We start from the raw sequence: 14016 nt of genomic DNA, 5'->3' as shown, positions 1-14016 counted from the left end.
ACCACAACAATACTAATTCTCTATAGACGTAAACAAAGGCGGGTGGTGAATTTGTATGATAAATTCCAAATAATTATGAAATTTTCCAAGAGTTAAAAATCCATTAAATATTGCGAAATAGTTTTGGCAATGTTAAGTGCAACAAATATCACGAAAGCAGGGAATGATTAAAAAGATTACAGTGAGCATAGTAGCCATTTCACTAATTTCTGTGGCTTGCACCACCACCGTTCCCATTACTGTTCCTGTTGCTCAAGCTGGAGATAGTACTTTGAGTTGTGATGCTATTGCGAATGAAATGCAGCAAATGATTACTGCACAACTGCAGGCGAACGGGGATAAAAATCGGCAGACCGGTACCAACGCTGCACTGGGGGTAGCTGGAATTTTTACTCTTGGGATTCCCTGGTTTTTTATGAACATAGGTGATACGCCAACCATAGAAGAGCGTGCGGCTAAAGCGAGATATGATCGTTTACAGCAAATGGGCGTAGATCGTAATTGCCCTCCCGCTCCTTATCAACCAAATACCCCCAATGAAACTGGTGAGCAACCTGCTCCTGTCCCAACTCCAGCCCCAGCCCCTCAAGTTAACCCTGTTAAATCTAGCTACACTACAGGCGTGTCTTCCGATGCAAGCGCAAAGAATTCCAATGCGTTAAAAACATTAGAAGAGTTAAATTTGATGCTACAAAAAGGCTTAATTACGAATCAAGAATATGCCAAGAAGAAGGCAGAAATTTTAAAAAATATGTAATAGAACCCCTTTTCCTCTTGTGACTGGGATTCAATATTCTCTTTGAGATTTTTTGCATTAAAAACTGCTTCTAAGTCAGTACGGCTAGGTAAAGCTAGTTAAGCTCCTAATGCCTCTAGCAAGTCCGTCTCTAGCAGGATTTGTAGCTTTGGATTCTTGCTCAAGTTAGCTGCATCCAATAGGAAAACGTCTTCTACGCGCTCGCCCAAGGTATTGATGCGTGCAGTGTGTAATGAGACTTGGTGCTTAGCCAAGACTCTAGAGATTGCGTAAAGTAGTCCGGTGCGATCACTTGCTGAAAGGGAGAGCGCATAGTATTGACCGCGTTCATCCGGAATCATGTGCACACGTGGTTGGATTGGGAAGGTGCGAGACTGTCTTGAGAGTCTTCCCATGCTGGGAGATGGCAAAGGATCATTGTTTTGCAATGCAGCTGTTAGCTCATATTCAACTAACTGAATGAGGTCGCGGTAACTGCCGCCTTCATCAACTAAATTACTACCAGAGATCTGGAAAGTATCCAGTGCATACCCATGCTTCGTTGTATGAATGCGGGCATCCCAAATCGAGAAGCCGTGGCGCTCAAAGTAGGCGCAAATTCTAGCAAAGAGATCTTCCTGATCTTTTATATAGACAGCAATTTGCAAGCCTTCGCCCACTGGAGAGAGGCGAGCCCGTACTACAGGAATTTCACTATCCACCTTGTTGTAGAGATGGCGTGTAAGCCAAGCAATATCTGCCGCATCTTGACGCAAAAAGAAGGCAACATCTAACTGCTTCCATAAATTCTCGTAAGCAGAATCTTCAATTGCATAGAGACGTAGCTTGGCGCGAGATCCCTCTTGATGCTGTGCAAGCTCGGAAGAAGCATCTGGTTTTGCGCCACCCAATACACGTAAGGTGACGCGATAGAGATCCTCTAATAGTTTGCCCTTCCAGGCATTCCAGACTTTAGGGCTAGTTCCTCGGACATCGGCAACAGTTAATAAATATAGTGCTGTGAGATGGCGCTCGTCACCTACCTTTTTAGCAAACGCCTGCACTACTTCTGGATCTGTGATGTCTTGTTTCTGAGCTACTTGACTCATATTCAAGTGCTCTGCAACCAACCATACCAATAACTCGGTATCTGCTTTATCTAAGCCATGATCTTTTGCAAACCTGCGCATATCTGCTTTGCCAAGTTCAGAGTGATCACCACCGCGTCCTTTGGCGATGTCATGGAAGAGGGCGGCAATAACTAGCAGCCAGGGCTTTTCAAAGTGGGCAATCAGGCTACTACAGAAGGGAAATTCATGCGTATGCTCGACCACCATAAAGCGACGCACATTACGCAGCACCATCAAGATGTGTTGGTCAACCGTATAGACGTGAAATAAGTCATGCTGCATTTGACCAACAATTTTTCTGAAGGCGGGTAGATAGCGACCAAGTACGCTGGTGCGGTTCATGAGTTGGAAGGCTCGACTCACTCCTTCTGGCTCTTTTAGAATCTCAATAAATAGTGCGCGGTTGACTGGATCTTTGCGCCATTTACTATCCATCTTCTGACGCGCGTTATATAGCGCTCTAAAGATCGTTGCAGATAAGCTCTTGACGTTGGCTGTTTGTGCAAACACCAAGAAGGTACGCAGAATTTGTTCTGGGTGTTTCTGAAACAACTGGGGGTCGGTGATATCCAAGACACCTTGACGCTCAATAAAGCACTCATTACCTTCACCAGCAATCGCATGAGTTGTTTTGGACTCTTGGGGAAAGAGTAGTGCTTCAATGTTCTGCAGCAGTACGTCATTCAATTGATTCACTGCCTTAGCCGCCCAATAGTAGCGGCGCATGATGGCCTCACTAGCTAACCTAGAGGACTCTTCTTTGATCCCCATCGCTGCTGCAAGGGGCGCTTGCAAGTCAAAGGCCAATACATCTTGCCTACGTTTAGCTAGTAGATGAAGATTGGCACGTAGAGTTTCTAAAAAACGCTGGTTACGATTGAGTTCAGTTAATTCACGTTGAGTAACTAGACCAGCAAGACTGAGATCTTTAAATGTATTGCCTAGGTGCGCTGCTTTACTGACCCAGGAGATGACCTGTAAGTCACGCAAGCCACCAGGACTCTCTTTGCAATTGGGCTCTAGAGAGTAGGGTGTATCTTGGTATTTGTAGTGACGCTGAATTTGCTCTGCTAGCTTGGCTTGAAAAAACGACTTTGGATCTAAAGTTTTTTCATAAACGGATTCAAATTCTTTGAAGAGGGCTTTCTTACCGCAAATGAGTCGCGACTCCAATAGAGAGGTGCGAACAGTGATGTCTTGCTCTGCCTCGGATACACATTCAGCAACAGTTCTGACTGAGGAGCCAATTTCTAAACCAGTGTCCCAGCATTGCGCCACAAATTTTTCAATCTTTGCGGCCAACACTTCCTCAAAGAATTGCTTATCCTCAGGTAGCAAAATCAGAATATCAATATCAGAGTAGGGAAACAGTGCTCCTCTGCCGAAGCCTCCAACTGCGACCAAAGCAGCATCTGAATCAAGGTCACATGAATTCCATAAACTCACAAGGAGCTCATCGCTGAGCTTGCTCAGTTGCTTGGTTAATCGCCCAACGACTTGATGCTCGCGAAAATCAGCATAAACCAGCTCTCGAGCAGTTCTTAAGCTGGCAATATCTACAATGGGCTTCATAGCTGCTAGAGGTTCACCCATTGCGCTTGAACTAATTTAGAGATTAAGCGTTAGCTAGGTTTGGTCTAAATGTAAGACCTTTAACGCAATCAGGAGCTGGATTGCTGCCCTCTGACCAAGTAAGTACCTCAACACCAGTAGCCGTTACCAAAAGCGTGTGCTCCCATTGTGCAGAGAGGCTGCGATCTTTAGTCTTCACTGTCCACTGATCTGGCATGGTGCGAATATCACGTTTGCCAGCATTAATCATGGGCTCAATAGTGAAGGTCATTCCTTCTTTTAACTTTTCACCAGTACCAGGGCGGCCATAGTGAAGAATCTGTGGATCCTGATGAAACACTTTGCCAATGCCATGACCGCAATATTCACGGACAACGGAGTAGCCAGCATTTTCAGCATGCTGTTGAATGACGTGACCAATATCTCCAAGCGAAGCACCAGGCTTCACTTGTGCAATGCCAAGCCACATACATTCAAAAGTAATTTGAGTAAGACGTTTGGCTAATACGGAAACCTCGCCAACCATAAACATACGGCTGGTATCGCCGTAGTAGCCATCCGGAGTAATGACAGTGATATCGAGATTCACGACATCACCAATCTTTAAAATCTTTTCGCCGGGGATGCCATGGCAAATGACATCATTTACCGAAGTGCAGATGGATGCCGGAAAGGGTGGGTAGCCAGGCGGTTGGTAGTTCAATGGGGCTGGAATGGTCTTTTGAACATCTCGCATGTATTCGTGGCAGATGCGATCCAATTCGGCAGTGCTCACACCCGCTTTGACGTGCGGAGCAACATGATCAAGAACTTCACTGGCTAGGCGGCCAGCCTCGCGCATCCCTTGGATGTCTTTTTCGGCAGTAAATACACTATTCATGCCTTGATTATCAACGACTTGGCAGTTTTTGGTAGATCCGTAGTGCTCAAAAATTGGGCAAATAGTCGATTTGAAGGTGTTTCCACGGGGATTGAGATTCCTTTGGCGGGATGGCAGGGGTCTAGGTTATTGATATTTAAGCTATAATTTTGGTCTCAGGTCAATTTTGATCTGAAATCGCGGGTTGAGCCTTCCAGGGTGGCGTTTTTTAGCGCAGCTAGGACTCAATCTTAGAAACTAACCCTTAGGAGAAGTTATGTCAGTAACTATGCGTCAAATGCTGGAAGCCGGTTGCCATTTTGGTCACCAAACCCGTTTCTGGTCCCCAAGAATGGCCCCTTATATTTTCGGCCATCGCAACAAAATTCACATCATCAACTTAGAAAAAACATTGCCAATGTTTCAGGACGCCCTGAAATTTGCAAAACAAGTTGCTGCTAATCGTGGAACTATCTTATTCGTTGGTACTAAGCGTCAGTCACGCGAGATCATTGCTGAAGAAGCTGCTCGTGCTGGGATGCCTTACATCGACAGCCGTTGGTTGGGCGGTACGCTCACTAACTTCAAAACTGTTAAAGGTTCCCTCAAGCGTTTGAAGGATATGGCAGTTGCTAAAGAAGCTGGTGATTGGGAAAAGCTTTCTAAGAAAGAAGCTTTGACTAATGATCGCGATCTCGACAAGTTGCAAAAAGCGCTTGGCGGTATTCAAGATTTGAATGGTGTTCCTGATGCAATTTTTGTAGTGGACGTTGGTTATCACAAGATTGCTATTACTGAAGCTAACAAGCTTGGTATTCCTGTTATCGCCGTGGTTGATACCAACCATTCACCAGAAGGTGTTGATTACATCATCCCTGGTAACGATGACTCCAGCAAAGCTGTTCTTCTCTACGCTCGTGGCATTGCTGACGCAATCCTCGAAGGTAAATCAAACTCTGTTCAAGAAATCTTGACTGCCGTTAAAGAAGGCGAAGAAGAGTTTGTTGAAGAAGGGAAAGCTGAATAATGGCCGCTATTACCGCTGCAATGGTTGGCGAGTTACGCGCCAAGACTGATGCTCCGATGATGGAGTGCAAAAAAGCATTGACTGAAGCTGATGGCGATATGGCTCGTGCAGAAGAAATTCTGCGTGTAAAGCTCGGTAGCAAGGCTGGCAAAGCTGCTTCACGCGTTACTGCTGAAGGTATTGTTGCTTCAGCCATTAATGGCACTACAGGTTCTTTACTTGAAGTGAACTGTGAGACTGACTTCGTTTCAAAGAATGATGATTTCTTGGCATTTACACAAGCCTGCGCAAATCTGATTTCTGAAAACAATCCAGCTGACGTTGCTGCATTACTTGCATTGCCAATGAATGGTCAAACTGTTGATGAAGTTCGTAGCGCCTTGATCGGTAAGATCGGCGAGAACATCATGCCGCGTCGCTTCAAGCGTTTTGCTGGCAGCAACAAGTTGGTTTCTTACCTTCACGGTACTCGTATTGGTGTGATGGTTGAGTTCGAAGGTGACGAGACTGCAGCTAAAGACGTAGCAATGCATATTGCTGCAATGAAGCCAGTGGCTTTGTCGATGGCTGATGTTCCTGCTGAAGCGATTGCTGTTGAGCGTAGTGTTGCTGTTCAAAAAGCTGCTGAATCTGGCAAACCACCAGAAATCGTTGAGAAGATGGTTGAAGGTTCTATTCAGAAGTACCTCAAAGAGGTTTCTTTGTTGAACCAAACTTTCGTTAAAAACGACAAGCAAACTGTTGAGCAAATGCTCAAGGCCGCCAACACCACAATCAAGGGTTTCACCATGTTTGTTGTGGGCGAGGGCATTGAGAAGCGTCAAGACGACTTTGCAGCAGAAGTTGCTGCTCAGGTTGCCGCTGCTAAAGGCGCTTAATTAGCTCCAAAACTGCTGGGCTTGCCCAGTAAGGCTGTCATACCCAAAAGGGCATGGAAATCTCGGTTTCTATGCCCTTTTGTTTGATCTGTGCCAAGCCCTTTATAATTTGGGCAAGATATTAAAAAGTACTTAAAGATCAATAAGCTAAGCAAGTAAATTGCTTAACAAATTACGGAAAATAAAACGATGCCAGCCTACAAACGTGTTCTCTTAAAACTCTCTGGTGAAGCCCTCATGGGGGATGATGCTTTTGGCATCAATCCAGTCACTATTGATTCCATGGTGAAAGAAATTGCCGATGTAGTAAACAGCGGTGTTCAGCTGGCCATTGTTATTGGTGGTGGAAACATCTTCCGCGGTGTAGCAGGTGGTGCAGCCGGTATGGACCGCGCAACAGCTGACTACATGGGAATGCTTGCCACTATGATGAACTCCCTTGCACTTCAGGATGCTTTGCGCCAAAAAGGTGTTGAAGCGCGCGTGCAATCTGCTCTCAGAATGGATCAAGTGGTTGAGCCATATATTCGTCCTCGTGCAATTCGCGCGTTGACTGAGGGTAAGGTCGTGATCTTTGCTGCGGGAACTGGCAACCCATTCTTTACTACTGATACAGCAGCTGCTTTGCGTGGTGCTGAGATGGGTGCGGAGATCGTTCTGAAAGCTACCAAGGTTGATGGCATTTACAGTGCAGATCCAATGAAGGATCCAACTGCTACTCTGTACAAGACAATTACTTTTGATGAGGCAATCATCAAAAACTTGCAAGTAATGGATGCAACTGCTTTTGCATTGTGTCGTGATCGTAAATTACCAATCAAAGTATTTTCAATTCTCAAGCCAGGCGCATTGATGCGCGTGGTTCAGGGTGAATCTGAAGGTACTTTAGTACACGTTTAATAGGAGGCTTGATGTCCGCAGCAGAAATTAAAACCACTACCGATCAAAAGATGCAGAAGTCTCTCGAGGCTTTGAAATCCAATTTGGCGAAGATTCGTTCTGGCCGTGCAAACCCAGGAATTTTGGAGCACATTCAAGTGGATTACTACGGTAATCCAACACCGCTAAGCCAAGTAGCTAGTTTAGGTTTGGCGGATGCCAGAACGATTAACGTACAGCCATTTGAAAAGACCATGGTTGGTGCAATTGAGAAAGCAATTCGCGATTCTGATCTAGGTCTTAATCCAGCCTCCCAAGGTACTGTGATTCGCGTACCAATGCCTGCTTTGACAGAAGAGCGCCGTCGTGACCTCACTAAGGTGGTTAAGAACGAGGGCGAAGACGCCAAAATCGCCGTACGCAATTTACGCCGTGATGCGAATGAGCACCTGAAGCGCTTAACTAAAGATAAAGAAATTTCAGAGGATGATGAGCGTCGTGCAACTGATGATATTCAGAAGATGACCGATCGCACGGTTGTTGAGATTGATAAGTTGGTTTCTGAAAAAGAAAAAGAGATCATGACGGTTTAATCGTCAGATCATTTTTTTATTCTTCGGTTTATGACCCAGCACACTAGCTCTACCTTAGTTGTTCCAGAGGTGAGCGCTATTCCTCGCCATGTTGCCATCATCATGGATGGCAATGGTCGCTGGGCCAGCAAGCGTTTCATGCCGCGAGTAGCGGGGCACTCTGAGGGATTGGGCGCAGTACGGAAGATTGTTCAAGAGTGCCGCCGTCTTGGTGTTGAATACCTCACTGTATTTGCATTTAGCTCTGAAAATTGGCGTCGCCCACCGGAAGAGGTGGGCTTTCTAATGAAGTTGTTTCTCAAGTCATTAAAAAGCGAAGTCTCTCGTCTCGCTGAAAACGATATCTCTTTACGCCTTATTGGTGATCTCAGCCGATTTGATTCTGCGATCCAGGAGATGGTGCAATTCTCTGAAGAAAAAACTGCTGGCTGCAAAAGTCTCACTTTTACGATTGCCGCTAACTACGGTGGTCGTTGGGATATTTTGCAGGCGATGCGCCAATGTTTGGCTGCTAATCCTGGTTTGAAGCCTGAGGAAGTGTCAGAGGAGTTATTGCAAGCCCATTTATCCATGGCTTATGCTCCAGAACCAGATTTGTTCATTCGTACTGGTGGCGAGCAAAGGGTAAGTAACTTCTTATTGTGGCAACTTGCGTATACCGAGTTGTATTTCACGGACATCCTTTGGCCTGATTTTGATGAGGCTGAATTACATAAAGCGTTTGACTGGTTTAGTCAGCGCGAGCGTCGTTTTGGACGTACGAGTGCTCAGCTAGCTTCCGAGCCTTTGAGCGACGCAGTCTAGGTATTCTTATTCCCTTATGTTAAAAACCCGAATCATTACTGCCACCATCTTGATGGCAGTGCTATTGCCCATCTTATTTTTATTACCACCAATCTATTTGGGCGGATTTTTCCTCGTCGCATTAGTTGTAGCTGCTTGGGAATGGAGTCGCATGATCGCTCCTGAGGCAAAAAAGGCTGCATGGCTCTATGCCACTTTTTGTTTGGCCATCATTTTGTTTTTGCTCGGCACCCAGGCGATCTCATGGCAGTTCTCTCTGCTCATGATGGCAGTGTTGTTTTGGTTCTTTTTAGCACCATTTATTTTGGCAAAAGGGATGAACCTCTCCCTTCAAAAATTCAAACCTTTCTACAGCATTCTAGGTTTGATCATTCTTCCGGCCACTTGGTTTGCTTTAGTCTTCTTACGTGAGCTGGGCTTAGTCTTTTTGTTGAGTAGCATGGCTTTAGTTTGGGTTGCCGATATCGGCGCTTACTTTGTTGGCAAGGCTTTTGGTAAACATAAGTTAGCCGTAAATATCAGTCCAGGGAAGTCGATTGAGGGAGCCCTGGGTGGCCTAGTTCTTTGCTATCTTTATGCATTTTTATGCGTAGTCTATTTACCTCTAGCTGATACCTTGTTTGGTGCTTGGGCCATTCGATTTGGTTGGGTGCCGATGTTCTTGATGGTTACCGTATTGGCTGCGTTCAGCATCTTTGGTGATTTGTTTGAGTCTCAGTTGAAGCGCTTAGCTGGCGTCAAGGACAGCAGTCATTTGTTGCCTGGCCATGGTGGCGTATTAGATCGGGTTGATGCTCTCATCCCGACAATGCCGATTGCTGCATTACTAGCTGGATTGATTTGATGTCTCTGAAGCAAGTTGCCATCCTCGGATCTACGGGATCGATTGGTGTTAATACTTTGGATGTGATTCGTGCGCATCCAGATCGCTTCAAGGTGGTCGCTTTGACTGCTGCAAAACAGATTGAGCGTCTAGCTGAGCAATGTATTGAGTTCAAGCCAACTATTGCAGTAGTGGCTGACGCTGAGGGCGCCTCCAAACTGACTCAACTCCTGCAAGCAAAAAAGATCACGACTCAAGTTCTTTATGGGCCTGAGGCATTAGTGAGTGCCATCACCGAATCAGGGTGCGATACCGTTATGGCGGCGATTGTGGGTGCAGCTGGCCTTGTTCCTGCCCTAGCTGCAGCAAAAGCAGGTAAGCGGGTATTGTTGGCCAATAAAGAAGCGCTGGTGATGTCAGGTAATTTATTTATGCAGGCTATGCAAGCTGGCGGCGGTGAATTACTTCCCATCGACAGTGAACATAATGCGATCTTTCAATGTTTGCCAGATTGCTTTACAAAAAATCCATCTGCGCATTTAGGGGTTGAAGAGCTTTGGTTAACTGCCTCTGGCGGACCATTCAGAGATAAGCCGCTTGCAGATTTATCGGACATTACTCCTGAGCAAGCTTGCGCACACCCAAACTGGGTGATGGGTAGAAAAATTTCAGTTGATTCAGCAACGATGATGAATAAAGGCTTGGAAGTTATCGAAGCTTTTTGGTTGTTTGGTTTGCCGCTAGAAAAGATTAAGGTGTTGATTCATCCGCAGAGCGTCGTGCACTCGATGGTGCGTTATCGTGATGGCTCAGTGCTGGCGCAAATGGGTCAGCCTGACATGCGCACCCCAATTGCCTATGGTCTTGCCTGGCCTGAGCGCATCGAGGCTGGTGTTGCTCCTTTAAATCTGACTCAGTTGAGTGGTCTCAGTTTCACCGAACCAAATTTTGCTCAATTCCCCTGTCTTAGTTTGGCCTTTGCTGCGGCAAAAACTGGAGGTACCACTCCTGCGGTGTTGAATGCTGCGAACGAAGTTGCTGTGGCCGCTTTCTTGGATGATGGCTTGCCCTACTTAAGCATTCCTAATGTAGTAGAGCACTGCTTAAATACCTTGCCTTCAGTTGCTGCGAGCTCCCTAGAAATGATTCTCGAGGCCGATGCTCTGGCGCGCCGCACTGCGAATCAGTTCATTCGTAATATCAAAAGATAGATCGGCGATTTGTGCAGGCTTTAATCACTCTTGCTTCATTCTTAGTCACCTTAGGTGTGCTGGTCAGCTTTCATGAGTACGGTCATTTTTTAGCAGCCCGTTTATGCGGCGTCAAAGTACTTCGTTTTGCCTTGGGTTTTGGCAAGCCATTATTTACTTTTCGCGCCAGTAACGGTACTGAGTGGGTTCTAGCGTCTATCCCCTTAGGCGGCTATGTCAAATTATTGGATGGCCGCGATGGTCAACAAAGTATTTCAGCGCAGGATCGATCTCAATCCTTTGATGTAAAGCCGCTCTGGCAACGATCTGTCATTGTGGCTGCTGGACCATTTGCCAATTTCCTCTTGGCAGTCATTTTATTTTCGATCATTTACTTCACAGGCGTGCCTCAGTTGCCAGCAAAACTGCAGGCTCCCCCTGAGCAATCGATTGCTGCCAAACTAGGGGTAGCAGCGGGTGATCAAGTGATTGGTTGGCAATCGCTGCCATCTGACTATAGTGGCGCCCCAATTCTTGGAGAGTTTGATCTCGTCCCAAGTTGGAATGCTCTGCGTTGGCAGCTATTGGATGCCGTAACTGGAGAGCAGGGATTTGCCCTAGAAATGCGGGATGCCTCTGGTGGGCGCCATATTAAATCCTTTAGGCAGGGTGATTTACCCCAGGTAACACCAGAATCGGACCCACTAAAAGCATTAGGCTTATTTCCCCAGATTACCCCGCCTTCAGAGTGGAATCAGCTGAAATTGGGCCCGATTGATGCCCTGAGCTTTGCCAGTCAACGGGTCTATGTGATCACCAAGGTCTCTATGAGGCTGATGCTTGGTTTATTGACCGGCAAAACGACCTTAAAGCAGCTGGGTGGACCCCTCAGTATTGCGGATATGGCTGGTAAGTCTGCCCAGGTGGGCTGGCAGCCATTTGTAGCCTTTTTAGCTCTCATGAGCATCAGTATTGGACTCTTGAATTTAGTGCCTTTACCAATGCTAGATGGGGGTCAGCTCCTGTATGATGCATGGGAGTTGGTTGCTGGTAAGCGAATTACATTATCTCTGCAGGAAAAGCTCCAAAAAGTGGGTTTTTTGCTGCTGATAGCCCTTTCCTTGCTGGCCTTGTTTAACGATTTGCAACGCTACCTTTTATCTTGAATTTTTTGATACCTTCTTTTCGCTCCCTAACTCGATTTATTGCTCAAGTCGTTCTGATTGTTGCGGCAGGTTTTTGTATAAACGCACAAGCAGCCGATACCTTTGTCATTAAAGACATTCGAATCGAAGGCTTGCAACGAGTCGAGCCGGGTACTGTATTTAGCTACCTTCCAGTTCAGGTAGGCGATACCTTTACCGAAGAGAAGAGTGCTGAGGCCATTAAGGCGCTCTACAGCACTGGCTTTTTCCGAGATGTGCAAATTCAGGCTCAGGGCAATGTCTTGATTGTGATCGTTGAAGAGCGCCCTACCATTTCCCGGATTGAATTTACAGGCATGAAGGAGTTTGACGTAGAGGTCGTTCGGAAGTCGCTCAAAGCCGTTGGGGTTGCTGAAGCTCGTTTCTATGACAAAGCTTTGATTGATAAAGCTGAACAAGAACTGAAGCGCCAGTATGTTGGTAAAGGTATGTATGCAGCTGAAGTAGTTGCAACCGTTACTCCAGTAGAGCGCAATCAAGTGGCGATTTATTTCAATATCGATGAAGGTCCTGTAGCTAAGATCCAAGAGATCAACTTTATTGGTAATAACGTGTTCAGTGAGAGCACTCTTAAGAGCCAGATGCAGTTGAAAACTGGTGGCTGGCTTTCTTGGTATAGCAAAGACAATTTGTATTCTAAGCAAAAACTCACGGCCGACTTGGAGAATATTCGATCCTACTATCTCAATCGCGGTTACCTTGAGTTTGTTATTGAGTCCACCCAGGTTTCTATTACCCCTGATAAAAAAGGTATCTACTTGACGATCAGTATTCGTGAGGGTAATAAATTCACCGTTAAGAATGTGCGTTTAGCTGGTGACTTATTGGGCAAAGAGGCTGAGTTAATTCAGTTGGTAAGTCTTAAGCCGGGCGACACCTTCTCATCTGCTAAGTTGACTGAGAGCACTAAAGCAATTGCTGAAATTCTGGGTTCGTATGGTTATGCGTTTGCAACCATTAATCCGCAACCAGACATTCGTCGTGAATTAAGTGAAGTGGACTTGACTCTAGTGGTTGATCCAGGTCGTCGCGTTTATGTTCGGCAAGTGAATATTTCTGGCAATGCCAAGACTCGTGATCTGGTAATTCGTCGAGAGATGCGCCAGTTTGAAAGTGCCTGGTTCGACAGTGAAAAGATTGATTTATCTAAAAAACGTTTAAGCCGCTTAGGTTATTTCACGGAGACTGATGTCTCTACGCAAGATGTTCCAGGATCCGCCGATCAAGTTGATGTTGATGTGAAGGTCACTGAAAAACCTACTGGCGCTGTTACGATTGGTGCCGGCTTCTCCTCAACTGAGAAGTTAATTCTGACTGCCGGTATTAACCAAGAAAATGCCTTTGGTACAGGTACTGCAGTAGGCTTAAATTTCTCCCTGGGTAAGATTAATCAAAGCTTAGCTTTGTCAAACTATGACCCTTACTTTACCGAGGATGGTATCAGTCGATATACTGACTTGTTCTATCGTTCATCCAAGCCTTTGTACTATGTAGGAGATCCTGACTATCAAATTAAATCCGTTGGCTCCAATATCAAATTTGGTGTTCCGTATACTGAAGTAGATCGAGTATTTTTTGGTACCGGTATTGAAGCATTCCAGATTCAGACTACCAGCAATACTCCTACGCCATACTTAAATTATGCTCAGAGTTATGGGATAGCGGCACCTGGATATCCTGCAACATTAACTACCTACAACGTGCCTTTAACTGTAGGCTGGTCAAGAGATGGTAGGGATAGCGCATTAATTCCATCCACCGGATCTTTACAGCAACTCAATGCTGAGGTTGGAACTCCAGTTGGAAATATGACCTTCTATCGCATTTTTGGGCAATATCAGAAGTATCACTCCTTCTCGAAAGGCAACATATTGTCCTACAACGGTGAGTTGGGTTATGGCGAGGCTTATGGAGATAATCCATTTCCGATTACTAAAAACTACTATGTGGGCGGCATCGGATCTGTTCGAGGCTATGCGCCTGGTTCCCTTGGACCAACTTATTACAACTCGTATATTGGGCGTTACCAGCCAACTGGTGGACAATCAAAGATTGTAAATAACGTTGAGTACACCGTCCCCGTTCCTGGATCTGGCGTTGATAAAACCTTGCGTGTATTTGGTTTCGTAGACGGCGGTAACGTTTATAACGAAAACATCAATCTCGTCTTACGATATTCTTACGGCTTAGGTTTATCATGGATATCACCACTGGGCCCATTAAAGTTCAGCTATGGTATTCCGATCAAATCGTTGCCAACGGATAATGTGCAGCGTTTGCAGTTCCAAGTCGGTACAGCGTTTTAATTGTTTAAGGAAAG

The 14016-nt window shown here is 45.7% G+C and carries 12 protein-coding genes; 10 read left to right on the top strand and 2 right to left on the bottom strand.

Annotated features, from left to right (window positions below; genetic code table 11):
* Window positions 1-163 precede the first annotated feature (163 nt).
* Window positions 164-757 (top strand): SHOCT domain-containing protein, encoded by a 594-nt coding sequence (locus FD975_RS06760; RefSeq protein ID WP_215301298.1) that lies wholly within the window; start codon window positions 164-166, stop codon window positions 755-757.
* 98 nt (window positions 758-855) lie between these two features.
* On the opposite strand, the gene FD975_RS06755 is transcribed toward FD975_RS06760, so the two are convergent.
* Complete coding sequence (locus tag FD975_RS06755; RefSeq protein WP_371743404.1) at window positions 856-3474, bottom strand: [protein-PII] uridylyltransferase; 2619 nt, start codon at window positions 3472-3474, stop codon at window positions 856-858.
* Between the two features lie 7 nt (window positions 3475-3481).
* Window positions 3482-4318, bottom strand: coding sequence for a type I methionyl aminopeptidase (gene map / locus FD975_RS06750; RefSeq protein WP_215301295.1), 837 nt, complete (start codon window positions 4316-4318; stop codon window positions 3482-3484).
* 256 nt (window positions 4319-4574) lie between these two features.
* Here map and rpsB point away from each other — a divergent pair, with 256 nt between their 5' ends.
* From rpsB to bamA, 9 genes are all read left to right on the top strand, one after another.
* Window positions 4575-5324 (top strand): 30S ribosomal protein S2, encoded by a 750-nt coding sequence (gene rpsB / locus FD975_RS06745; RefSeq protein ID WP_015421433.1) that lies wholly within the window; start codon window positions 4575-4577, stop codon window positions 5322-5324.
* The gene (tsf, locus tag FD975_RS06740; RefSeq protein WP_215301293.1) at window positions 5324-6202 is read left to right on the top strand and encodes a translation elongation factor Ts; all 879 of its coding nucleotides are present in this window, start codon (window positions 5324-5326) and stop codon (window positions 6200-6202) included. Before rpsB ends, tsf begins: the two co-directional genes overlap by 1 nt.
* A gap of 189 nt (window positions 6203-6391) precedes the next feature.
* Complete coding sequence (gene pyrH / locus FD975_RS06735) at window positions 6392-7102, top strand: UMP kinase (protein WP_215301291.1); 711 nt, start codon at window positions 6392-6394, stop codon at window positions 7100-7102.
* Window positions 7103-7113: 11 nt separating this feature from the next.
* On the top strand, window positions 7114-7674 hold the full coding sequence (gene frr, locus FD975_RS06730) for a ribosome recycling factor (RefSeq protein WP_215301289.1): 561 nt from the start codon (window positions 7114-7116) through the stop codon (window positions 7672-7674).
* Between the two features lie 30 nt (window positions 7675-7704).
* Entirely contained in the window at window positions 7705-8478 is a 774-nt protein-coding gene (gene uppS, locus FD975_RS06725; RefSeq protein WP_215301286.1) for a polyprenyl diphosphate synthase, read from the top strand.
* A 16-nt stretch (window positions 8479-8494) separates the two neighbouring features.
* Window positions 8495-9322, top strand: coding sequence for a phosphatidate cytidylyltransferase (locus FD975_RS06720; protein WP_215301284.1), 828 nt, complete (start codon window positions 8495-8497; stop codon window positions 9320-9322).
* Window positions 9322-10512, top strand: coding sequence for a 1-deoxy-D-xylulose-5-phosphate reductoisomerase (gene ispC, locus FD975_RS06715; RefSeq protein WP_215301283.1), 1191 nt, complete (start codon window positions 9322-9324; stop codon window positions 10510-10512). Before FD975_RS06720 ends, ispC begins: the two co-directional genes overlap by 1 nt.
* A gap of 11 nt (window positions 10513-10523) precedes the next feature.
* On the top strand, window positions 10524-11657 hold the full coding sequence (locus FD975_RS06710; RefSeq protein WP_215301281.1) for an RIP metalloprotease: 1134 nt from the start codon (window positions 10524-10526) through the stop codon (window positions 11655-11657).
* A complete protein-coding gene (gene bamA / locus FD975_RS06705; RefSeq protein ID WP_215301279.1) occupies window positions 11654-14002 on the top strand; it encodes an outer membrane protein assembly factor BamA in 2349 nt (782 codons plus the stop codon). Before FD975_RS06710 ends, bamA begins: the two co-directional genes overlap by 4 nt.
* The last annotated feature ends 14 nt before the right edge of the window (window positions 14003-14016 follow it).

The organism is Polynucleobacter sp. AP-Jannik-300A-C4, assembly GCF_018688335.1.
Taxonomy (GTDB): domain Bacteria; phylum Pseudomonadota; class Gammaproteobacteria; order Burkholderiales; family Burkholderiaceae; genus Polynucleobacter.
The sequence above is the reverse complement of the archived record's forward strand: the minus strand, read 5'-3'. Positions and strand labels throughout refer to the sequence as shown.

Bases quoted from the DNA above. Each gene is read 5' to 3' on its own strand.
- FD975_RS06760 (WP_215301298.1), top strand. From the start codon at position 164: ATGATTAAAAAGATTACAGTGAGCATAGTAGCCATTTCACTAATTTCT.
- map (WP_215301295.1), bottom strand. From the start codon at position 4,318: ATGAATAGTGTATTTACTGCCGAAAAAGACATCCAAGGGATGCGCGAG.
- rpsB (WP_015421433.1), top strand. From the start codon at position 4,575: ATGTCAGTAACTATGCGTCAAATGCTGGAAGCCGGTTGCCATTTTGGT.
- tsf (WP_215301293.1), top strand. From the start codon at position 5,324: ATGGCCGCTATTACCGCTGCAATGGTTGGCGAGTTACGCGCCAAGACT.
- pyrH (WP_215301291.1), top strand. From the start codon at position 6,392: ATGCCAGCCTACAAACGTGTTCTCTTAAAACTCTCTGGTGAAGCCCTC.
- frr (WP_215301289.1), top strand. From the start codon at position 7,114: ATGTCCGCAGCAGAAATTAAAACCACTACCGATCAAAAGATGCAGAAG.
- uppS (WP_215301286.1), top strand. From the start codon at position 7,705: ATGACCCAGCACACTAGCTCTACCTTAGTTGTTCCAGAGGTGAGCGCT.
- FD975_RS06720 (WP_215301284.1), top strand. From the start codon at position 8,495: ATGTTAAAAACCCGAATCATTACTGCCACCATCTTGATGGCAGTGCTA.
- ispC (WP_215301283.1), top strand. From the start codon at position 9,322: ATGTCTCTGAAGCAAGTTGCCATCCTCGGATCTACGGGATCGATTGGT.